At 64.0% G+C, this 20,647-nt stretch carries 26 protein-coding genes and 3 pseudogenes; 18 read left to right on the forward strand and 11 right to left on the reverse strand.

Annotation, left to right across the window (positions count from 1 at the left end; translation table 11 throughout):
- The coding region (locus tag HALA3H3_RS27560) for a hypothetical protein (RefSeq protein WP_238326134.1) at positions 1-302 on the forward strand (302 nt) is incomplete at its 5' end.
- 132 nt (positions 303-434) lie between these two features.
- Here the strand turns inward: HALA3H3_RS27560 and HALA3H3_RS25090 are convergent.
- Positions 435-971 carry a hypothetical protein gene (locus HALA3H3_RS25090; RefSeq protein WP_022524169.1) on the reverse strand — a complete coding sequence of 179 codons (537 nt, stop codon included), beginning with the start codon at positions 969-971 and terminating at the stop codon, positions 435-437.
- 186 nt (positions 972-1,157) lie between these two features.
- Positions 1,158-3,512: a DNA topoisomerase gene (locus tag HALA3H3_RS25095; RefSeq protein WP_022524170.1), complete on the reverse strand. Its 2,355-nt coding sequence runs from the start codon at positions 3,510-3,512 to the stop codon at positions 1,158-1,160.
- 460 nt (positions 3,513-3,972) lie between these two features.
- Here HALA3H3_RS25095 and recD2 point away from each other — a divergent pair, with 460 nt between their 5' ends.
- The 11 genes from recD2 (at position 3,973) to HALA3H3_RS25150 (ending at position 10,987) form a co-directional block, all read left to right on the forward strand.
- Positions 3,973-6,138, forward strand: a complete 2,166-nt coding sequence (gene recD2, locus HALA3H3_RS25100) for an SF1B family DNA helicase RecD2 (RefSeq protein ID WP_022524172.1) — start codon at positions 3,973-3,975, stop codon at positions 6,136-6,138.
- On the forward strand, positions 6,119-6,340 hold the full coding sequence (locus HALA3H3_RS25105; protein ID WP_022524173.1) for an Rmf/CrpP family protein: 222 nt from the start codon (positions 6,119-6,121) through the stop codon (positions 6,338-6,340). The genes recD2 and HALA3H3_RS25105 overlap by 20 nt, the downstream gene beginning before the upstream one ends.
- A gap of 18 nt (positions 6,341-6,358) precedes the next feature.
- A complete protein-coding gene (locus HALA3H3_RS25110) occupies positions 6,359-6,832 on the forward strand; it encodes a hypothetical protein (RefSeq protein ID WP_022524174.1) in 474 nt (157 codons plus the stop codon).
- Positions 6,829-7,107 carry a hypothetical protein gene (locus HALA3H3_RS25115; RefSeq protein WP_022524175.1) on the forward strand — a complete coding sequence of 93 codons (279 nt, stop codon included), beginning with the start codon at positions 6,829-6,831 and terminating at the stop codon, positions 7,105-7,107. Before HALA3H3_RS25110 ends, HALA3H3_RS25115 begins: the two co-directional genes overlap by 4 nt.
- A gap of 76 nt (positions 7,108-7,183) precedes the next feature.
- On the forward strand, positions 7,184-8,206 hold the full coding sequence (locus HALA3H3_RS25120; protein WP_022524176.1) for a helix-turn-helix domain-containing protein: 1,023 nt from the start codon (positions 7,184-7,186) through the stop codon (positions 8,204-8,206).
- Between the two features lie 9 nt (positions 8,207-8,215).
- Positions 8,216-8,509 (forward strand): hypothetical protein, encoded by a 294-nt coding sequence (locus HALA3H3_RS25125; RefSeq protein WP_022524177.1) that lies wholly within the window; start codon positions 8,216-8,218, stop codon positions 8,507-8,509.
- A complete protein-coding gene (locus HALA3H3_RS25130) occupies positions 8,484-8,891 on the forward strand; it encodes a hypothetical protein (protein WP_053857263.1) in 408 nt (135 codons plus the stop codon). The genes HALA3H3_RS25125 and HALA3H3_RS25130 overlap by 26 nt, the downstream gene beginning before the upstream one ends.
- A gap of 47 nt (positions 8,892-8,938) precedes the next feature.
- Positions 8,939-9,379 (forward strand): hypothetical protein, encoded by a 441-nt coding sequence (locus tag HALA3H3_RS25135; RefSeq protein WP_053857264.1) that lies wholly within the window; start codon positions 8,939-8,941, stop codon positions 9,377-9,379.
- A 40-nt stretch (positions 9,380-9,419) separates the two neighbouring features.
- Positions 9,420-9,728, forward strand: a complete 309-nt coding sequence (locus HALA3H3_RS26855) for a hypothetical protein (protein ID WP_022524181.1) — start codon at positions 9,420-9,422, stop codon at positions 9,726-9,728.
- A 32-nt stretch (positions 9,729-9,760) separates the two neighbouring features.
- Entirely contained in the window at positions 9,761-10,333 is a 573-nt protein-coding gene (locus HALA3H3_RS25145) for a hypothetical protein (RefSeq protein WP_022524182.1), read from the forward strand.
- Between the two features lie 138 nt (positions 10,334-10,471).
- On the forward strand, positions 10,472-10,987 hold the full coding sequence (locus HALA3H3_RS25150) for a hypothetical protein (RefSeq protein ID WP_022524183.1): 516 nt from the start codon (positions 10,472-10,474) through the stop codon (positions 10,985-10,987).
- Positions 10,988-11,045: 58 nt separating this feature from the next.
- On the opposite strand, the gene HALA3H3_RS25155 is transcribed toward HALA3H3_RS25150, so the two are convergent.
- The 5 genes from HALA3H3_RS25155 to HALA3H3_RS25175 form a co-directional block, all read right to left on the reverse strand.
- Complete coding sequence (locus HALA3H3_RS25155; RefSeq protein ID WP_022524184.1) at positions 11,046-11,513, reverse strand: hypothetical protein; 468 nt, start codon at positions 11,511-11,513, stop codon at positions 11,046-11,048.
- A gap of 101 nt (positions 11,514-11,614) precedes the next feature.
- Positions 11,615-12,154 (reverse strand): HD domain-containing protein, encoded by a 540-nt coding sequence (locus tag HALA3H3_RS25160; RefSeq protein ID WP_022524186.1) that lies wholly within the window; start codon positions 12,152-12,154, stop codon positions 11,615-11,617.
- 127 nt (positions 12,155-12,281) lie between these two features.
- A complete protein-coding gene (locus HALA3H3_RS25165) occupies positions 12,282-13,925 on the reverse strand; it encodes a phosphoadenosine phosphosulfate reductase domain-containing protein (protein ID WP_022524187.1) in 1,644 nt (547 codons plus the stop codon).
- 53 nt (positions 13,926-13,978) lie between these two features.
- The gene (locus HALA3H3_RS25170; RefSeq protein WP_022524188.1) at positions 13,979-14,215 is read right to left on the reverse strand and encodes a hypothetical protein; all 237 of its coding nucleotides are present in this window, start codon (positions 14,213-14,215) and stop codon (positions 13,979-13,981) included.
- A gap of 33 nt (positions 14,216-14,248) precedes the next feature.
- Positions 14,249-14,476 (reverse strand): hypothetical protein, encoded by a 228-nt coding sequence (locus HALA3H3_RS25175; RefSeq protein ID WP_022524189.1) that lies wholly within the window; start codon positions 14,474-14,476, stop codon positions 14,249-14,251.
- Between the two features lie 131 nt (positions 14,477-14,607).
- Here HALA3H3_RS25175 and HALA3H3_RS25180 point away from each other — a divergent pair, with 131 nt between their 5' ends.
- The gene (locus tag HALA3H3_RS25180) at positions 14,608-15,000 is read left to right on the forward strand and encodes a hypothetical protein (RefSeq protein ID WP_144410465.1); all 393 of its coding nucleotides are present in this window, start codon (positions 14,608-14,610) and stop codon (positions 14,998-15,000) included.
- Between the two features lie 87 nt (positions 15,001-15,087).
- Entirely contained in the window at positions 15,088-15,345 is a 258-nt protein-coding gene (locus tag HALA3H3_RS25185; RefSeq protein ID WP_022524191.1) for a helix-turn-helix domain-containing protein, read from the forward strand.
- Between the two features lie 282 nt (positions 15,346-15,627).
- Here the strand turns inward: HALA3H3_RS25185 and HALA3H3_RS25195 are convergent, their stop codons facing one another.
- The 4 genes and pseudogenes from HALA3H3_RS25195 to HALA3H3_RS25205 form a co-directional block, all read right to left on the reverse strand.
- Positions 15,628-16,854 carry a hypothetical protein gene (locus HALA3H3_RS25195; protein ID WP_158414256.1) on the reverse strand — a complete coding sequence of 409 codons (1,227 nt, stop codon included), beginning with the start codon at positions 16,852-16,854 and terminating at the stop codon, positions 15,628-15,630.
- A 105-nt stretch (positions 16,855-16,959) separates the two neighbouring features.
- Positions 16,960-17,121: pseudogene (locus HALA3H3_RS28025) on the reverse strand (hypothetical protein); the annotation flags it as partial.
- 154 nt (positions 17,122-17,275) lie between these two features.
- A complete protein-coding gene (locus HALA3H3_RS25200) occupies positions 17,276-17,797 on the reverse strand; it encodes a GNAT family N-acetyltransferase (RefSeq protein ID WP_022524194.1) in 522 nt (173 codons plus the stop codon).
- Positions 17,755-18,039: a type II toxin-antitoxin system TacA family antitoxin gene (locus HALA3H3_RS25205; protein ID WP_022524195.1), complete on the reverse strand. Its 285-nt coding sequence runs from the start codon at positions 18,037-18,039 to the stop codon at positions 17,755-17,757. Before HALA3H3_RS25205 ends, HALA3H3_RS25200 begins: the two co-directional genes overlap by 43 nt.
- Before the next feature lie 364 nt (positions 18,040-18,403).
- On the opposite strand from HALA3H3_RS25205, the gene HALA3H3_RS27565 reads away from it, so the two are divergent.
- From HALA3H3_RS27565 to HALA3H3_RS25220, 4 genes and pseudogenes are all read left to right on the forward strand, one after another.
- Entirely contained in the window at positions 18,404-18,550 is a 147-nt protein-coding gene (locus tag HALA3H3_RS27565; RefSeq protein WP_238326135.1) for a hypothetical protein, read from the forward strand.
- Positions 18,547-18,738, forward strand: a complete 192-nt coding sequence (locus HALA3H3_RS26485) for a LexA family protein (protein WP_238326139.1) — start codon at positions 18,547-18,549, stop codon at positions 18,736-18,738. Before HALA3H3_RS27565 ends, HALA3H3_RS26485 begins: the two co-directional genes overlap by 4 nt.
- Positions 18,738-19,232: pseudogene (locus HALA3H3_RS27770) on the forward strand (Y-family DNA polymerase). The gene HALA3H3_RS26485 and the pseudogene HALA3H3_RS27770 overlap by 1 nt, the downstream one beginning before the upstream one ends.
- 27 nt (positions 19,233-19,259) lie before the next feature.
- Positions 19,260-20,420, forward strand: a pseudogene (locus tag HALA3H3_RS25220) (IS3 family transposase).
- Positions 20,421-20,647: the final 227 nt, after the last annotated feature.

Below are 20,647 nucleotides of genomic sequence, written 5' to 3' on the forward strand. Positions count from 1 at the left end.
GGCACACGCTCATCGTGGTCGCTCACGCACCGAAGGCGCCAGCCGCAGGCTCGGTGGCAACGCCCCGAACGGCACACACTCGCCGTGGCTGCTCACGCACCGAAAGCGCCAGCCGCAGGCACGGTGGTAACGCTTCCCCACACCCCGACAGGCACACACTCGCCGTGGTCGCTCACGCGCCGAATAGGCGTTCGCACTGTCGTCACCACTGCCCGTTGGGAATACTCTCCCGTGGGGCGCTCGTACCCCCAAGGATGCTGCCAGGAGATCGCACACCCATGACGCCTGTAGTGCTGGTATAAGCCATACCGGCAAGCGCTCTATGGGACGCTCTGGCGGTGTCCTATCGCTCAATCAGACAGCCACAAAAAAGGCTCCACGAGATGCCCCGGGAGCCTGTTCGTCACTTGTCAGCGATACCGTATCAGGGTGCTCTACCCACCCTCCCCTGTGTGCTGAAACCCTAGGTCGGGACGTGTGCTGCGAGCTGCACCGATGGCCTTGTTGATGCGCTTCAGGTGATCGATAAAACGGGCTCTACGCTCGATCAGCGACTGTGCTTCAGCAATCAGTTCGCGGGCCTCATCGGGGATGCTTTTCGAGCGTGCGGCGGTGCCTGGGCGAGACAGTCGAACGGCAATCCACTTGGAGGCGGACTGGCGGTTATTCTTCTGCTTGTCCATCCACTTCACCCACACCGGATGGGGGCACCCAAGGCACCCGTACCCGCAGCGGTTGAGGTCCATAAGAACGGCGCCGTGTGAGCGCGGCTGAGCGTCACGCAACCGCTCATGGAGGTCTACTAGCTGGCGGTTGTACTCCCCCATGATGGCCGTGATGTCATGACTCAGGGCGCCTATCATCTGGGCGGACTCGTCCAGGTAGGTTTGCCTGTCTACCGTGCGTCTATAACGCGACTTGCGCTGTGTCGGGGAAGCCCCCTCTGTGTTGCTGGATACGCTATCGGTCATGCGTCATTCCTGTGTCACCTACCATGTCCAGAGCTGGTTCCTCTCCCCCCAGTGAGAGAGGGTTCAAGCTGTGTTCTTTCGCGCCCTTCCTTGGCGAGGGGAAGGGCCTATTCGAGCGGCATGCAGGTTGTCGATCTGGTGTGTCTATCCCCGCCCAGGGGGTGCCCGGGCGGGCCTCGTGCGCGGCTATCGGGGGTGCTCGCTCAGGAACAGGCGGCACTCCTTGACGCAGGTGCGGGCGGCCTCGGGAATCTTGACCCCGTAGCGCTTGGCGGCGGCTTCAGCGGCGGCCAGCATCTTGGGGGTCGGCTCCCCGTTCTGGAGGTGCTTGTCGATGAACGCCTTGCACTCCCTGAAGGAGGTCAGCTCACCATTCAAGGTGACGCCGTTCTCGTCCGCCAGGCGCATCGCCAACGCCTTCATCTTGTCGGTGGGCGGGGGCGTCTGCTGCATCACTTCATCCAGGAATGCGCGGCAGGTGTCGAAGCTGTGCTCAATGCCCTCAGGTAGCTCCAGATCACGCGAGGCAGCGATCTTCCGGGCAGCGGCAATCATGTTCTCGGTCGGTGCGTTGGTGGCCTCACGAACGGCCTCGGGGGCGTTGTCCATGGTCTCGATAACCTCGTTGATGCGGGTGGTGATGAAGTCGCGTTGCTGAGTGATAAAGGTGTCGCGCAGCCGCTTGGCCTCGGCATCGCTGGAGGCGTTCTGGATCACGTCGAGTTCGCGCTCCCAGGCGGCCGTCACGCGGACATCGGAGAGCATGCGCGGGGTGTTATCGATGAAGGCGAGGCCTCGGGGAGTGGACACGATCAGCTGCTGTTTACCCTTGCGCTGTGTGGCGATGTACTCGCGATCGAAGAGCGTCTGAATCACCGTGTCGCGGGTGGCCGGGGTGCCGATCCCCTCGGCCTTCTTGAGGGCCGCTGCATCCTCGCCTTCTACCTGTCGTCCAGCGTTGAGCATGGCGCTCAGCAGGGTGTCCAGCGTGAAGTGCTTGGGAGGCTCCGTGCGGGCCTCGTGAAGCCTCACGGCCTCGATGGGCAGGCTGGCGCCGGATACCAGCGGGGGGAGATCCTTCTGCGCTTTCGGCGCCTGGAACGCGGTCATCCAGCCCGGGTCAACGACGCGCTTGAAGGTGCCGGCGAACAGCGCTGGCTGGCGCTCCAGCACGTCTTCCACATCGACGCTGGCGCTGACCTTCAGAGACTCTACTGTGGCCGGTGGAAGCAGCGCTTGGATGAACTGCTGGGCACACGCCAGGTAGACCTTTCGCTCGGCGTCTGAGCGTGCCGACAGGTCCGGCGTCTTGTGCGTGGGAATGATCCCGTGGTGGTTCATTGGCTTGTCGGTGAAGCACCGTGGGCGCGGCACATCGGCCCCTTCCAAGCAGTGCCGGCGACCCGCCAGGCGTGCTGGCGCCATGAGCCCGTCATCGGCCTTGGCAGCGCCGCCCAGGATCGCCAGCAGGTCATCCCGGTTGTAGAGGCTGGCGGGCAGCTCCCCGTGCTCTGTCCGGGGGTAGGTCAGGTAGCCATCGCTACGCATGGCGTCGGCCGCCTTGAGGGTCTGCGTGGCCGTCATCCCGTGCTGTTTGGACATGTCCCGCTGGAGCGCGGTGAGGCTGTAGGGAAGCGGCGGGTGCTTGGCGGTTTGCTTGGTGTCCGCGGCCAGAATGTCGGCCGTGTCGGCGCCCTCGAGGCGTTGTGTGAAGGCCTCCATGGCGTCCCGGTCCAGGAACAGCGGCTTGCCATCGTCCTGGAGCTTGATGCCGCTGGCGCCAGCAGGCGGATCGACCGGGGCATAGCTCAATTCGCCACCGCCCAGGGTGATCTTCGCCTGGTAGTGGTCGACCGGGATGAAGCCCTCAATCGTGCGATCGCGATCGACCACCAGCCCCAGGGTGGCGGACTGCACACGGCCGGCAGAAACGACGCCGGCCTTGCCCTTCCCCTTGCCCAGATCCTTGCCCATGAGCCCGATGCGGGCGGACGCGGTGTAGGCCCGAACGAGGTACTGCCAGAACCCATCGGCGTTGGCGCGGGCCTGCTGGGCTCGCCAGTAGGAGATGGTCTCCCCACCTTCCCGGAGGCGCTTGGCCGCGGCCTGCACGTCTGACGCTTCCATGGAGCCGGTGAGCCACATGCGCTTCACCGTGCCCCGGTATTTCGCGTGTTGCAGAACCTCGTAGCCGATCGCCTCCCCCTCACGGTCGGGGTCGGTCGCCAGCCACACCTCACTGGCCTGGGAAAGGGCCTTCTTCAGGTTGCCCAGGTACTTCTTCCCCCGGTCTGTCGGGGTCTGCGGAAAAGCGGTAGGCAGCGGCAGCAGGCTGCGTGGATCACGCCAGTTGGCCTCAGGGCTCACAACGGCAGGCTCGACCGGCGCCAGCAGGTGGCCAGCCGCCCATACCAGCGTCAGGGAGACCCCATTCCAGGTGCCGGTATAGGAAGAGCCGTTGCGTGTCAGCCCCAGGGCAGGGGCTATCTTGTCTGCCTGATCCGAGTGCTTCTCACACAGAATGAGTGCTCGTGATGTCATCCTGTTGGTTGTCCTTCGGTAGGGATTGTCGAGCGGAATATCGCCCCGCTCGGGAGCATGCCGACAATACGATGTCTTCCATTCCCTGGGTGTGTTGCATTCCTATAAATCGTCGTCTAGTATAGCAACACATAGGCAGAGGAAACAGCGAAACCCCTGCCGATCGAATTACGCGGAGTGCGCCCGTGACTCCTCTCTCTCCCCTGACGCGGCTTTGGGGATGCGCATCAGCCGCCTGGTCGTCCCGGTCACCGGGGCTACCGGAGAGCCCACTGAGCAGCCCTGATCCGGCTTCTCTCTCTCACACCGCTTAGTGGGCTCCCCCGTAGTAGAACCAGCGCTTCAGTCGGGCGTGTCCCGGGCGTGCTAATAGGCCGCGCCGCTCTGCCAGAGCCTATTGACTCCCACCCTGCATTTGCCCGGCTCTCCCCAGCCGGGCTTTTTTTTGTGAGGTAGCACCATGGACAACCTGGAGCAGTTGAGCGGAGTGGTTGCCGATGTCCGTTTCGTGGGCGAGGAGGGATTCCAGATCCTGACCGTGCGCGATGAGGCGGAACGCGAGGTGACCCTCGTGGCGGTGTGCCAGCCGCTCAACGAGGGGGAGTCGGTAGAGGCTCATGGCGCCTGGACGACCCATCCCCGCTTCGGGCAGCAGTTCAAGGCCGAGAGGCTGGTGACCCAGGTGCCCCGGGGGTCGAAGGCCCTGGGCGCCTACCTGGCCAGCGGCAAGGTGGCCGGTGTCGGCCCGACCTTCGCCAAGCGGCTGGTCGCGCACTTCGGTGACGGCCTGCGGGATGTCCTGGGCGACGAGAAAGCCCTGCGAGCGGTGCCCGGTATCGGCAAGAAGAAGGCCGCACGGATCGCCGGCAGCTGGAACGAGTATGAGGAAGCCCGGGAAGCCCTGATCTTCCTCCAGGGGCACGGCCTCGGCGCCTCGCGGGCCATGTCGGTATTCCGCCAGCTGGGCCAGGACACCATCGCGAAGGTGTCGGCCAACCCCTACCGCACCTTGCTCAAGACTCGCGGCATCGGGTTTCGCATCGCCGACACCATGGCGCGGTCGATGGGCTTCGAGCTGACGCACCGGGATCGCATCATCGCCGGCCTGCGTCATGTCGTGGATGCCCGCTCAGCCTCGGGCCACACGTTGGCAACCTCGGGGGAGTTGGCCTCGGAAGGCGCGAAGCTCCTCGAGGTGGATGTGGCACGCACGACCTCGGTGGTTGAGCTGCTGCTGGCGCACGAGAAGCTGGAGCAGGTGGATGGCGGGCTGGTGGGATTGCCGGCGCTGATCAATGCAGAGCGCACGGTCGCCGCTGCCCTGCTGGCGCGATCGGTCCCCTGGGAGGACAGCGGGCTGGCCAGTGTCGATGGCGAGCTATCCGATGGGCGCGTGCTCAGCGACGAGCAGCGTGAAGCCCTGGTGACCTGTCTGGCCTATGGCGTGGCGGTGCTCACGGGCGGCCCGGGGGTCGGCAAGACCACGGTGACCGAGGTGCTGGCGCAGACCCTGGATGACAGTCGCTATGAGCTGGCGCTGTGTGCGCCTACCGGGCGAGCCGCACGCCGGATGAGCGAGGCGACCGGGCGACCCGCGACGACCATTCACCGGCTGCTGGGGGCTGGCGCCAACGGCTTCGAGTTCAATGCGGACAACCCGATCGAGGCGGACGTGGTGATCATCGATGAGGCCTCGATGGTGGACGTGCAGCTGTTCCGCGCCCTCGTCGTCGCCCTGCCCGACCACTGCCGGCTCTACATCATCGGTGACCAAGATCAGCTGGCCTCGGTTGGCCCGGGGAACGTCCTGCGGGATGTGATCGCCTCGGGGCGAGTGCCTGTCGCCCGGTTGCAGAAGATCCGCCGCCAGGGGGAAGGCTCCCAGATCATCGTCCAGGCGCACGCCGTCAATCAGGGACACCCGCCCCAGTCTGTCCCGGGTAGCGACTTCGAGATTGTCGCGGTGCCCGAGGGCAGTGACCCGGAGCTGGTCCTCCAGGAGGCGTTCCGCGTGGCCACGACCGAGATGCTGGCGCATGGCTTCGACACTCTGCATGAGGTGCAGGTGTTGACGCCCATGCACGGCGGCCCGGTGGGCACCCGATCGCTCAATGACGCGCTGCGGGCCTATCACATCCCCGGCGACCGGGGCTCGGTGACGATCAATGGCCGGCGCTGGGCGGCCGGCGACAAGATCGTGCAGACCGAGAACGACTACAACCGGGAGGTCTTCAATGGCGACCTCGGGTTCGTGGTGGCGGCCGACCCCGAGGAAAAGACGGTGCTGGCGCGATTCGAGGACCGGGAGGTGCTGTTCACCAGCGATGCCCTCGGCAAGTTGCAGCTCGCCTACGCCATGACCGGCCACAAGGCCCAGGGGTCGGAGTTCCCCGCCGTGGTGATCCCGCTGGCGCGATCGCACTGGCACATGCTCGAGCGGCAGTGGCTCTACACCAGCATCACCCGGGGGAAGCGCCGCGTGGTGCTCGTGGGCCACCCCTCGGCCATCGAGCGAGCGGCCCGGCACGTCACCGGGCAGCGGCGGCTGACCTCCCTGCCGCTGTGGCTGCGCCAGCCCACCCCTGCAATAGAAGAAGGAGAGCCCCATGGCCAACCGAGCGCTTGATGGCGCCGAGAGGAAGGGGTGGGAAGCACGCGACCGTGGCGACCCCCGGCATGCCTGCCCCTACAACGACTACCGGAAGGACTGCGGCCGACTGACCTTTTCGCGGGCCTTCCGCAATGCCTGGCTGCACGGCTGGGAAGACCGAGATCGCGAGCTGGCGCTGGCGCCAGCCGCCACAGACAACGGCGACCCTCGCCCCTGACCAAGATGGAGAATCCAGATGGAGCAAGCCTACGTTCCGATGGCCCGGTGGGGCCGAGACCACTGGCGCTGCCTGGCCTACGTCGAAGCCGTGATGGTGGAGATGGCCGGCTTCCAGGTGGGCGCTGATCCGCGCATGACCGCCAATCGTAGACACTACCGCGTCCTGGCCGAGCAGTGCCCGCGCCCCAAGCGCCCGAGTCACCCGGTTCGCCCGGGCATGGTGATGCGGCCGGAGCATGCCACGACGCTGGCGGACGGCACCCAGCCGGACCCGTGGCACGACGACTGGAGCTGCGTGCAGGACTTCGCCGCCGAGGGACTGTTCACGGTCGGCCCCGTGCAGGTCGAGCCCGGCACCACCCTGACCTTCAGTGAGGCGGGGCTGGCGCTGACGGCCAAGCTGCGCCAGCACAAGGCGGCCGGTGGCCAGTACCGGGATTTCGCATGCGAAATCGGCCCGGATGCTGCCGTGGCAGGAGGTGGCCTATGACGCGCCTCCTGGTTCTGGTGTGGGTAGCCGCCCTCCTCTATGCCCTGTTCCTGACGGCGAAGCTGGTCACCCGGCGAGCCCGCCTGACCGATCGCCCGTTCCTGATCCGCTGGATGGTGGCCTGGGCCGCCATGCTGGCGCTGTCGACCGCGATTCGGATGACCGCCCCCGAGCCCGAGACACCCGAGCCGCCCCCGGCGCCGCGGCTGGGAGAGCCGGTGGACATGGCCATGCAGCCGGTCATGCGCAACGGCGTGGTGACGTTTTCGCTGTGAACGACCTCGGCCCCTTCCTTGGCAAGGGGAGGTGGCCTCGTCGGCTGGTGTGAGATTCGTGTGTGGGAGTGAGCCTGTGCGAGACAAGACAACGACAACCCGATACCTGGAAAAGCTGCCGGCGCTGCTGGTGCTGACCGGCGCGATCGCCCTGCTTCAGCTGCACGCCATCCAGTTCTGGACCGAGTTCGTCGGCCCGATGGGCTGGGCTTGGGCGGTGCTCCTCGAGGTCGTCGCCCTGTGGCTCTGGTATCAGCGCCAGCTGGCGCGACGAGCGCTGGCGCTGGTGACCAGCGTGCTCGCGCTCACCGGCCCGGTCTACACCGTCTGTGAGCCTCTGGTGGAGGAGTGGCAGGCGGCCTCGCATGTCGACGCCGGCCGTGAGCTGCGGATCGAGCGGCTGACCCAGGAGGCAGCGCGGTTGGAGGAGAGCCTGGTGACCTTCCGGGAGAACAGCGAGGCCCGGGCAGGCTGGCTCACGCCCATCCAGGAGGCCCAGGCGCGGCTCACCGAGGTCGATGCCGAGCTGGCCGAGCTGCTGTCGACGCCCCCGGCCGAGGCCATGACCTGGCGCCAGCAGGCGCTGGTCGTGATGCAGGCGCTGGCGCTGATCATCTTCCAGCTGTCGGCCGTGCTGGCGATCACGTCTCTGTCGCGCATGGGGCGGCCGGTGCCCGCGCCAGCTGTCAGCGGTGGCCCTACCTCTTCAGGCGACAGGTTGGCCGAGGGCACTGCTGGCCTCGGAGAGGATGTGGCCGTGCCGAGCACCCCATCTCCCGAGGCCGTGACCTTCAACCTCGAGCCCAGGCTGGGCAAGCCCAGCATGAGTGAGACCAACGATGAGAGCGAGCTGAGCAAGGGCCACTTCGAGTACGCCGATATTGTCGCGCTGCGACAGGCCCTGGAGCAGCTGCTGGAAGAGCGCGGGACCACCCAGGCGGCGTTTTGCCGAGACCACGGGGTTTCGCCACGGGATCTCTCCCTGCTGCGCCGCCATGAGGCGCGTAGCGCGGCAGGCGAGAGGACGATCTCCATCACGGCCCTGGAGCGACTGGCCTCCATCATCGACGCGCAACCGATGAGCCGTGCTGCAACGTAGGAGGTAGAGATGGGCACTTCACTGCATACCGTGAACCCGTCACCGGAGCAGGCCCCGGACGAGTCTCTGGCCGGTCGTCTCCAGGAGTACCAGCGCCACCGCGCCGTCATCGAACAGGATCTTCGGCGGGCCGGCATTACCGATACCACCCCTCTCGAGCTTGCGGATCGCATCATCGGCGATGCGCTGCATTCCGCCTATGCCTGCATGGTCAGCGCTCACCGCATGGCGCATGCCGGCCTCGAGAGAGGGGCACAAGAACACCAAGGGGGACCGAATGATGGCGAAGCCGAGTCACCGTAAGGGAGAGCTGTTGGCGCTCTCCAGTGGTGGGACCACCTACTACCAGTGCAGCGGCCTGTACCGGGCGCTCGTGGATCTCAACCTGGGCGAGCTGGCCGAGCAGTATTGCCGCCAGGCGCCCTATCGCCAGGGGACGCTCGACGCCCTCAACAAGGGGCTGGTGACCATCGAGCAGATCAACGAGATGGAGGCTTCCGGGGCTTTCTCGCACCGCGATATTTCCGATCAGGGCTTTGGCAACTACCTGATCAACCGCGGCTACCTCCAGCTGGTGATGATCGATGAGGTCCACTGTGGTGCCGGCTTCTCTCCCGACATCGTGCGCGAGAGCGCCAATGCGCGGGCTCAGTCACTGAGCCAGCTCTCCGGGGGCTTCGCATGAATGTCCGGTCTCAAGAACCCATCACCCAGCAAGCACCGGGAGGTGTCATGGCAGAGCGAGCGCCCTGCCCTGTCTGCGGCTGCGAGGACAGCCCGGACTACCTGCGGCGAGTGACCGACTGGTTCCATGCCCACTGGCTGTCCTGCCAGCGCTGTGGCTACCAGACCGCCACCCACCCTGCCTTCGAGAGCGCCGAGCGCGACTGGGACAAGGCCTCCACAGGCCGCCAGGCAGAAGAGGCAGGGCTGCTGGTGCCGGCCGTCCAGGTCTTCTCCATGCGCGACCTCGAGCTGCTGGAGTCGCTTCAGATGCAGGTGCCCGAGGGCGACTGTGCCCGAACCTACCTCGTGTCCCGGGATGCCCTGGAGCGCTGGAAAGAAGTCGCCCGCTTGGGCAGGGAGGAAGTGGACGAGACGCTGGCGCCAGCCGTGGCATCGGTCGAACGGGAGATCACCGCCCTGCTCCAGGCGCAGCAGGACGATGACTGACCCTCTGACGCCAGCCATTGAGGGATGGAGGAGGATAGACGTGACCCCTGACGGATTCATTGCGAACCCCAGGCAGAGCCAACCTGGCTGCCTCATCAAGCCTCGCCGACTTGTCGAAATGGCCGAGGAAGGGGCTGGGTCTGGCTGCGGACTTCACTACGAGCTTTATCACTCCGAGGTCGTGACGCAGCTTCGCCGCTGGCACGACATGTTGGGTGATCCCGCAGATCGAGACGCATTGATGGCGGCAGCCGAGCGTCGGGGTTTCCCCTTCGATGATGCTGACCTCCAGGCAGCACAAAAGGAACGCGAGACGTTACTGGCCGAGCTTCGGGAAGAGATGGAGTGACCCGGCCGCCCACCACTACTTGAGGAGAACCCATGGCGACATGCTTGTTCCATGTGACCGGGCCGGTGCAGGCCTACCAGATCGCGAAGGCGGGCCGGTATGTCCCGTTCTCGGTTGACCCGATGAACACGGATGCCTGCCTGAACCTGTATGCCACGGTGGTGCGCGGCAAGCCCGCCGCCCAGGCCCCGGATGGCCAGCAGGTGGAGGCAGCTGGCGCGGCCCTGGTGGTCGAGTGGGATGGCCCCGAGGAGGTGCTGTCGACCTGGCAAACCGTGCCCAAGCCCAATGTGCTCTACCACCAGCCCTGGGACCAGTACAAGCACGCTGACCCCCTGGAGGAGCCGGGAGCCTACTACCGGAGTCTCGTCGCGGCCGGCACCGATCACCATCTCAAGATTGTGGGCTTCAAGCTGGACGAGGAGACCGTGGAGGAGGCCTGGGTAGCCGGTGACCTGCCCGACGAGATGATGGGGCTCTGGCGTTTCGCCCCGAAGGCGCTCAGGCGTCTCAAGTCCGACCGGGGGATCAAGCGCATCTACGCGGCCATGCAAGGTGCCATCGGTGGTGGTGATAACGGCCGGACCCTGGTGGTGGATGGGTAGAACGAATCATGGAGCCCCTACCGGAGAGGCCTCTGTGACGTGCCCGGAGCTTCCCCGGGTGACAGCTGAGGGTGACCCACCCTCGGATAACAGAAGGGCGTGAGGCGCCCACACAACCTGAATAGAAGGGATGACACTGTGCGAAAGCGGAACCTGATTGCCCTGCTGCCGGCCGCGGCGATGCTGACCCTCGCCGGCTGTGGCGGTGACAGCGCCGTGATCTCTGACCTCAAGGAGAAGACCTTTCCGGTGGGCTCCTCGCTGACCTATGAGCAGGCTCTGGATCGCCGGGCCGTGTGCGCCAGCACGAGCTGGGAGGTGATCGAGGACAGCCGTGGTCGTGAGGTGGTGCGGTACGAGTGCGACCTCGAGGGGGTCGACGGCTTCAATGAGCAGTTCGTCGCAGAGAGCAGCCTGCCCGAGGAGGAGCTGTCTCTGCTGAGTGGCGCCACCCATATCGTGGAGTGGTTCCACAACGAGGGTGAGTACGAGATGAAGGATACCCGCGTCGACTTCCACACCGAAGGCGAGCCCGATGAGACCCTGGAGATGAACCAGCGGATCTCCTACAAGATCGCCGTTACTGACGAGATTACCGGGCTACGCGAGCTTCTGGCGGTCTCCAGCGAGCTGCAATCCCCCTGGGGCTGGTAAGCCGCAGGCTCCACCCCACAAGCTGAAAGGCCCCCAGGATCACTCCCGGGGGCCTTTTTCATAGGTCGTTTGTCGATCTGTAGGTGCCATGGCGGATAGCCCTTGCCGATGGGTAACCGCTGTAGTCGATCCCTGTCGGGGAGCCATCACCGCTATACACGTCATAGTTGCCGAGATAGGACTTCTTGCTGGCGCCAGCAGCCGGCTTGTAGGCGACGACGATGAGAGACCAGACAGCGAGGAAGGCGATGATCCCCCAGCCAAGCCAGCCTAGCTGGGTGAGGCCAAGCGGCGGGAAGGTGTATGTCAGCGTGCCCAGCATGGCGATCCAGAAGAGGGTGGCCGCCCACTTGCTGTAGTGAATGACCTTGGCGATGGCCAAAAAGCCGCAGATGAACGCGGCGACCCCGAGAACCAGCGCCATCAACGTCATGCCCGTATCGTGGCTCGAAGCGAAGCCCCAAGAGGCCCAGGAGAGGCCGCCGAAACCGGCTGCGCAGAGGAGGAGCTTGATGATGAGTTCCATGGCGAGTGTCCCGTGTTCTTGTCCAGGCCAGTGATCCGATCATACCTACTTTCATGAGGACGCAAGCGCCTGCTGACGCGGAGCCCTCTCGCTGGCGTCGATCACTCCTCAGCGGTGGCCAAGCCAGCCTCGATGCTGCGCTGGGCGCGGCGCCGAAGGAAGGGCTGCGCCTGAGTGGCACCCTCGAGCCAGGCGGCATAGTGGTCGAGCATGTCCACCGCCCCGTCAGCGTCTGTCTCGATGTCGGCGATGATCGAGCAAACCGCCAGCGTCTGAGCCAGGGAGCTGCTGCCGGCCACGATCGCCCGCTCCTGCGCCAGCATCTCCTCCACGGTCGTTGCCTCGCTGGGCTCTTTCTCCGGGACGGCGGCCCGGACCAGATCCGCGACCTCGCTACCGAATACCTCGCGAATGTCCTCGATCATGGTGGCTGTGCGCTCGACAGCGGGCAGCAGCCAGGCCGCGGCCCGGGTCTCAGGCGAGGACAGGTTGGCCTGCTCGAGCAGCCGAAGCACTGCCCTGGGATGGGAGTTCTCCTCGAGGCCCGCCAGATTGGGGCGAATCTCTGATCCGGCATAGGCGCCGCGAGTGAACAGCCGGGCCTGAGCCTCGAGGGAGGCTGAGTCGATAGTCCAGCTCATGGGATTGTCTCCGGTTGGTCGCTTGATCCGTGTGCCTGGAGTTTACCTGCTGGCGCCAGGTCACCGCTCAGTGACGATTTCGCATGCGAAACTGAGGCCCCGGGCTGCCCCGGGGCCAGTTGGTGGGTTATCCCACCATCGCCAGCTGGAATTCATTGCTGGCCAGCTCAGGGCGGCCACCGTGGAAGGCCCACTGCATGACGCCTTCCTCGCGCAGCCGGGCGACCGCGGTGAGGCGGCGATCCAGCTCGCCACGGCGGCTGGCCGGGATGCTGACCACGCCACGCATGAGCAGCGAGTTGGCCACGCTCTCCGGGGCCTTCTCGGTGTCGGCCGCCAGCATGTCGCCCTCGATGCTCAGCATCTCCATGGCGCCCTCGGGGTCAACCTCGAGGCGAGAGCCGGTGGCCACCGTGACGCCAGCATGGGCCATGAGCGGGGTGGTGACAGAGCCCAGGGTCTCCCCTTCCAAGGGGTGCAGTGATTGGCCGCCTGCCTGAGCCGGGGCTGCGGTGCTGGCGCTGGGAATGGGGAAGCGCTTGCCCTGGTGGTGGACTTCGACCCAGGCGCGGGTGGCCTCCCACGGGCGCACCTGGATGCCACGGATTGCCCAGTTCCACTCGATCGCGACCAGCTCCTGCGGGGTGATGATCTGGAAGGCCGGGTTGTCAGAGCGCTCCATCTCCTCGGCGTCGAGGGTCAGGCAGGCCCGCAGCAGGTCCAGCAAGACTCGGCCGCTATAGCCAGCAGCGCTGATATTGATGTCGCCACCGTCTTTGATGTCGGTGCCGATGAAGTTCCGGGCGCCCACGTCATGACGCAGTGAGACGATGTACTGGCGCAGCGCCAGCAGCGGCGCCATCTCCGGGTTGTCCTTGGCCATGTTGGTGAGGCTTTCGTCAGACTTGCCGGCATACGGGCACGCCCAGCAGCCGGTGCGAGCGCCGCACGGGGTCCGCTTGCCGCTGTCGCCGACGATGGAGCACTCGCCGTTGGCGCTGTTGTAGACCTCCAGCACGTCCGCCAGAGAGGTGGCGTAGCTCGGGAAAGGCCCTCCCTGTCCAAAGGGCTGGGCGAACAGGATGTAGTCCCACACGTCGCTGGTCGTCCAATCGGCAATGGGGTAAGCCAGCAGGCGCCCCTGGTGATCCACCACGCCGCTCCCGGCGCCCTGGTCGGCCATGTTCGCCGCACGGCGAGCGGACTCCTCGAACCGGCTGCCCAGCAGAGTCACCTGACGCACTCCCTTGGGAAGGGACTTGGCATGCTGGCGCTTGAGCGTGTCGATCGGCTTGATCTTCCAGTCGACAGAGCAGTATTGGCTCTGCCCTTCGCTGGGCCAGGCCATTTGGCGGCGGCCACCCAGGACGCTCACCTGCCAGCTCTCGGCCAGGCTCGGCAAGGCCCACTGTGCCTTCAGGGGGATGGCGTGCTCGGCGCAGAACGTCCGCATGGCTCGCAGATGGCTGCCGACATGGCGCTCGATCACGGGGTTCTCGATGCCGGTGTTGGAGGTCACGGCCATGTGCTCGATGTCTGCACTCAGCTTCCCTTCCTGCGCCAGCTCGGCCAGGGCCGCCAGCGCGAGGCTGGTGACCACGGTGGAGTCCTTGCCGCCCGAATAGGCGATCAGCAGTGAGGTGGGTTGCTCGGTGACGATCGCCTTGAGGAGGTCGATAGCCTGACGCGCCCGCTGGGGCAGCGGCGCCGCGGCCGGCTCGAAAGTGGTCGGTGCTGCGGTTTCGGTGTCCAGGTTGATCGCCAGGTTCATGGTCTACTCCCTTCCCTTGTCGTTGTTCGGCTCGTGCGATGCGTGGTCGTGCTTCAGGCGCTGGCGCCTTGATGGACCTGGCCGACCAGCCGCGCCCCATCGGCGCTGTATTCGATGACGCCGACTTGCTCGTGAGGACGAGCACGGCGGGCCATCTTCTCGGCCTCGCGCTCGGCGACTTCCTGCACCGGGTAGGTCTGCGTTGAGATCGGCATCCACTGGTTCCCGGGCTCGCTCTGGCTGGAGAGGCCGGCGACGACATAGAGCGGGTGCATGATGTTGAGCTTCATGGGGCTTCCTCACGTTTGGATGTTGGTAGCTGGTTACAGGCGTTTCACGATGTCGTTGGGCGTCTCAGAGGTGGCCATGATTCTTCCGGTCTTGTGCCACCGCTCGGCGGTGCCGCAGCTGGCATAGCGCCCAGTGCAGTTGAAGTCGTGCCGGCTGGAAACCCGCTCGACCAGGACGCGCTCTCCGGCCCGGGTCAGGTAGTGGCCGGGCTCGACCACGATGGTGGGAAGAGAGAACAGGGGGATGAAGTAGGTCGTCATCGATGCTCGTCCTGTGTTGGCGCTATTCGGGAGGCCCTGGCCTCCACCTGATGACTGTTATTCTAGTGTGCAATGCACACTTTTTCAAGGAGGGCGCACACTTTTTTTGCCGGAAAGAAGATAGGTTTCCGATGTTCATAAATATCTATCAGGCGCTATCGTGGGGATGGGGCACACTTGCAAAGGTGTGCATTGCACATATAACATTCGCGTTATGTTCAAGCCGTGCAACCGGAGGCTATATGTCGGGTGAAGAGATGCGTGACCGCCAGCTGGCGACGATCAAGGGCCACGCCGAAATTCAGCGCCTCATCCGCGACAACGAGGAGGTCGCTCAGCTCGATCCTTGGACGACTATCGAGATTCATCAGGCTGTCGACCGCCTCGTAGGGATCGACCTCGATCTGAACGACCGAGAACTATTCGGCGAACTGCTGGCGCACTTCAACGCTGAGGAGGCCCAGGAGCCCGCGCCCGGGTCGGCGCTGGATCGTGCCCGCCAGCGCTGGGGGCTTGAGGCGTGACCCTTCCCTGGCGCCAGCAGAATGTCGCAGGCGCCTCCATGAACCTGGCCACTCGCCGAGGTGGGCGGCCCTGAGTGAGAGACGTAGATGAGCAAATCGGAGACATCGACCACATCGAACAACGAGGCCTTGCGCCAGCTCATGGAGCGCCATGGGCTGAAGCAAGAGCATGTCGCGACCCTGACGGGCTACAGCGTCGAGACGGTGAAGGGCTGGTTTGCCTCACCGGAGTCGACCCGCTATCGCACGGTGCGTAAGCCGGTACTGGAATCTGTGCGTCGGGCTATCGAGCTGGGCGAGCACTACAACCTGGAAGGTGTGAAGATCCCCAAGCCGAAGTCGTGATGGGGAGGGGCTGAGAAGGCAAGGAGGTGTTGAGATGGGAGCTGCGATCGCACATTACCACGTCATGTCGGAGCAAGAGCTGCGGTGCGAGTGCATTCGCCTGGCAAGACGTGTAGCCCGCCTGGAAGACGAGAAGGCCCAGGCCATTGAGCGCCGGGACCACTGGTTCAGAGAGCGCGAGCACGAACTGGATGCGAACGAACGGTTGCGGCAGCGGTTAGCCACACAGGGCGGAGTCGAGGCGAGACGCCTCGGCTGATCAACGCCTCACCCTGCTGTGGCTCAGCGCCAGCGATGTGGTAGCTCTGGGATCAGCGCCAGCTGGTCAATCGGCCCAGGTCGCAGCTGGATCATGCCATGACTGGCTAGCTCGCCCAGGAACTCAGCGACCGCGCCGAGAGGCCTGGGGAGTTGTGCCAGCGCCAGTATTCCAGGGTCATCGGAGAGCACCCGGTAATACTGGGCAGTATTCAGCAGCTCTTCGGCAGCCAGGAGAGGTCTCGCGGGTCGATAGCCGAATTCCTTGATGCAGCGCTCAACGTCGAGAATGGACACCCACTCCTGCTTGCGGAGGTGACTATGGGTATAGACTTCCTCGAAGAAGGCAACCAGCTTCCACTCCTGAGGCGACACGTTGAACATCCAGTCATAGGCAATGGAAGTCGCCAGGGCGCGTGGGGTCTCGGTGACCTCCATCTTCGCCATAGCGCGGGGCACATGGCGACGTGCCATCGGTAGCGCCAATCGCTCCGGCACAGAGGCATGACGCCATTGCGCCTCCAGATCCTGGCAAGCATTGAGGAGGTGCTGTGCTTTCCCGCGCATGCCGTCAAGGTCCAACTGGCTGCGCTCCTCTTCCCAGGCGAGTTGCTGGCGCTGCTTCTCCTCGGCCTCCCGGCGCTGCCTGGCCTCTGCCGCTTGTTGAAGTTCCCTTTGTGTTCGCTGGCGCCTCTCTTCTTCCTCCTGGCGGCGCTTCTTCTCGTCCTCCTGACGGCGCTTTTCGGCCGCCTCCTCCAGCTTCTGGTAGTGCGCCTCCATGCGGGCATAGTGTTCGCGGAGACGGCGACCCTCCTCCTCGCGCTCCTGGCGAGCTTTCTCGATGCGAGCGTTTTCTCGGTCGATGGCTTGCTGGAGTCTGGGCTGTAGAGCGGCTTCGGCCGCAGCGAGCTTGGGGTTCACGATCCAGTAGGCGCGTCCCCGGTCATAAACGTAAGACTCCAGCTCGGCCGGTGTCACTGTCCGGGGGATGTCGCCTAAATCGATCTCGATGCACCGTAGTCCTCTCGCTTCCAGACGACGCAGCTTCTCATCATCGATGTAGTGCGTTACGGCGACCTCGATCAGGATCTCGTTTCCTGCCAGGGTCACAATGAGGTCTGGGCGTATGTCGCCCAGGTGGTGCTCCAGTTTGGCCCTGTCGACCGGCTGACGATCGCACCCCTTGAAGATGACCTTGGACTCCCTGACCGAGTATCCCAGGCTGTCCTTACCCTCGAGTGATGCTTGCAAAAGAGGAACTGGAATCGCCAGGTTATCGGCAATCATCTGCTTTGCTGCGAGGTGAATGCCGGTTTCTGCGCCTCCGGCGCAGGGCCGGTTCCCGCCTGAATGGGCGAAGTGGTGCCGGTTCACCTCTCCCATACGAGCCGTCAGTGGCGACTTGCACTCAGGGCAGACGCAGCCGCAACGGCTCCCGCGTTCGCCTCGAGATAACTGGCTGACATGGACAAGGCGATCATCTCGCAGGCCATAGGGGATTTTGGCGTCGTAAGCCATGGGCAGCTGGCGCCAGCAAAGCCGGCAATTCCTTCTTGGCCAGGGTGTGTGGGAGGACTGGTTAAGCGGCAGCTAGGGCAAAGCGGCCTTCTACTACTAGCCGCCTGCCTTAGCCATGGGAGGCAGGAGCCTCCCATCTGTCATTTCGGGGGCTCTACCCCGACAAGGACAGCATCAACACCATGGGGTCGAATGGCGTCTCGATGAATCCGTGACGTTTGTAAAACGCCGCCGCCTCTTCATCAAGCGCGTGGACCAGCAATGCACGCACCGCAACATGCTCAGCAGCAGCGAGGGCGCGATCGACCGCTTCGGCCAGAAGGTCGGCACCGAGCCCAATCCCTTGGCAGCGCTGGTCTACCGCCAGCCTGCCCAGCACTACCACGGGTATTTCCGTGGGCATGTTGCGCTGCATCCTCTTGGGGGCGCTTTGGCGCATCACTGCCCCCGTGGCCAGCGATATATAGCCAGCCACCTGATCCCCGCTTTCATAACAGACCACATAGGTAACGGTCGCCCGACGCCTGGCGTTTTTCAATGCTCTCAACTTCAGGAAGTCATTGAGCGAGGGGCGGCCACAGTCAAACTCAGATATATCATGATGCTCCCCGAGTTTTTCGGGAGCCTTAATCTTTACGTCCAGCGTTTCTTTCGGTTCATCAGCTTCACTACACATGGGTTATCCTCGATAGGGGTTTCCAGCGCCCTTTCGAAGGCTTCAAACGAGTCGTCATCCAGCATAAATACCTGCCGATCCAGCAAAATATCTTCGGCACGGCGGCATGCTGCTTCGAGAACGAAACTGGTTCGATCTCCACCCAACTCGGCGACAGCCCTATCAATAAGGGCGCGTTTACGACTCTCAACGCGCATATTGAGAGGCAACAACTTGTCTCGCGCCTCTGCAACTTGGCTCATAATATTTACCTGCTCAGTGGATGGGCTATAAGCTCTCCTTTGACCCTGGCGGGCCGGTTTACATCCGCCGCGATTTGCATATCCGCAGCTTGTCCATGGCGATATTTGATTTACACATGTCTTTCTCCTTTTGGTTTATATCGTGCGAAGTAGCCAGGCTCTTCGTCATCGAGGTCAGCTGGCTTGGTCCAGTGACAAGGTTAAGATAGCACTCTGTAACGCTCATGTCTATACGTGTAGCCATAGGCGTTACTGGGGGGGGGTAGGTTGCTGGCGCCCGGCGCCCCTTGGGATGTAAGGCTGGCTTGCAGCAATCCTGCTGTCTCTCCGATACTGTGCATATGTACAGTTATGAGAGAGAGCCATGCCACCCCTTCAGCATGATGACGTTACCGCCTGGGGCCTTGAGATCCTGGGCCAATCGGCCTGCGATTCCCGCCATGCCCTGCCGCTGATGGCTGGGGATATGACGGGGATCTACTCATCGTGGACCGATTGCTGGCGCCTGTGACGGGTGACATCATTGTAGTCGCCCTCGACGGGGAGCTGACTTGCAAGCAGATGGGCCGGTGGCATGGCCAGCCGGCGTTGCTGTCGGGGAACCCCGAGTATCCGCCCATCGCGCTGCGTGGCGTGGAGTGTGAGACTTGGGGCGTGGTCACCCACAACATCCATTCCCATCGTCGCCGAGGCCGGTGATGATCGGGTACTGCGACTGCAACAACTTCTACGTCAGCTGCTTCCGGGTGTTCATGGCGGAGCTGCTGGGTCGCCCGGTGGGGGGTCTCTCTTCAGGGGATGGCTGCCTCGTAGCCCGCTCGAACGAGCTGAAGGCGATGGGGGTGACCAACGGCAGACCGGTATTCAATCTGCCTCATTAGGTGCGCCGGCAGACCGTGTTGCTGAGTTCGGCCTACCCGCTGTTCGGGGAGTGCTCACGGCGTGTGGTATCCATCATGCAGGCATTCACCGCCCCCGTTGAGCCGTACCCAATCGATGAGCTGTTCTTCGAGATGTTGGTTCTTACCCCCGAGGTTCTGCAATCGCACTCCCGCGATCTGCGTCAGCAGGTTCAGCGCTGCATGGGCATCCCGGTATCGATTGGGGTAGCGTCCTCTCGCACCCTGACTTTATCCGTAGATGTCGGGTCCCGTTTGGTTGATCTTGCCCACCAACAGTGGGCACCCCGTTAAGGCAGTACACTGAACGAGGTGACCCTCATGCCAAGGCAAGCAACGTCGATGAAGAGGACCCGTACCCGTTACTCCCAGGCCTACAAGGACGAAGCCCTGGCACTCGCGGACAGTGTTGGTGCCAGTGCCGCCGCCCGCGAGCTGGGTCTTCAACCCAGCCAGCTCTACCAATGGTGAGCCAAGGCTCAGCAGCAGCAGAGTGCTTCGGCTCGCGAGCAGGCCTTGGCGGAAGAGAACGCGAGGCTCAAGCGTCAGCTGGCTGAGAAGTCGGAAGAGCTTGAAATTGCAAAAAAGCCGCGGTGTACTTCGCGAAAAGCCTGAAGTGAAGTACGCCTTCATTGAGCAGCATCGTCAGGCCTTCAGCATTCAACAAATGTGTGCGTTTCTTGGTGTCGCCCGCAGCGGCTACTACGCCTGGCGACAGCGGGGAGGTGAACCGTCTCCCCGCCGCCGCCGGCAAGCGCTTACCGATCAGCGCGTAGCTCAGGCCTTCAAACAGGGCAAGGGGCGCTCAGGTGCCCCCAGGCTGACCCATGACCTGAACGATGCCGGCGTGGTCATCTGCCGCAATACCGTGGCCGCCAGCCTCCGTCGGCAAAACCTGCGGGCGAAAGCCGCGCGTAAGTTCAAGGCCACGACGAACTCACGGCATGGCCTGCCAGTCGCACCGAAGCTGCTGGAGCAGGTCTTCAGCGCTACAGCGCCGAACCAGAAATGGGTCGGCGACATCACTTGACCACTACACGGTGAGGGCTGGCTCTACCTGGCGGTGCTGATTGATCTGTACTCACGCAAGGTGGTCGGCTGGGCGATGAGCGAGCGCTTGACGGCGGGCCTTGTCGGCGATGCCCTCCAGATGTCGCTGTGGAGCCGCAAGATGCCCAAGGGAGTCATCGTGCATAGCGACGTGGTAGCCAGTATTGTTCGTCCCTATACCAGTCGTTGCTGACCCGGCACGACCTCCGGTGCAGCATGAGTGCCAAGGGCAACTGCTACGACAATGCCTGAGCCGAGAGCTTCTTTCACAATCTCAAGGTCGAAGCCATTCACGGCGAGCGATTCGCGACCCGAGAATCCATGCGACGGAAGGTGTGCGAGTACATTGAGTTGGACTACAACCGGCACCGCCGGCACAGTGCGATCGGGATGATCAGCCCAGAGGCCTTCGAGGCCCGAATGATCGCTTAGATCGGTTTCCACCAATGCTGGGTAAGATCAGTATCCGAAAGAGCCGCCCTGTTGAGCTGCTTGAGCTCGATGTCAGCGCCTTTGATCTATCGGAAGGCGTGGAAGACGCAGGGTAAGGGAATGGGGGGCCAGATGCCCTGAGGTTGTTACTAATCGGGTGGTCAATCACACGGGACCTGAAAGCCAACAACTATGGTGAGCCAAGGTATCAGGTAGCCGCCACGTTA

Origin of the sequence: Halomonas sp. A3H3, from assembly GCF_000982975.1 — a bacterium.
In the GTDB taxonomy this organism is placed as follows: Bacteria; Pseudomonadota; Gammaproteobacteria; order Pseudomonadales; family Halomonadaceae; genus Vreelandella; species Vreelandella titanicae.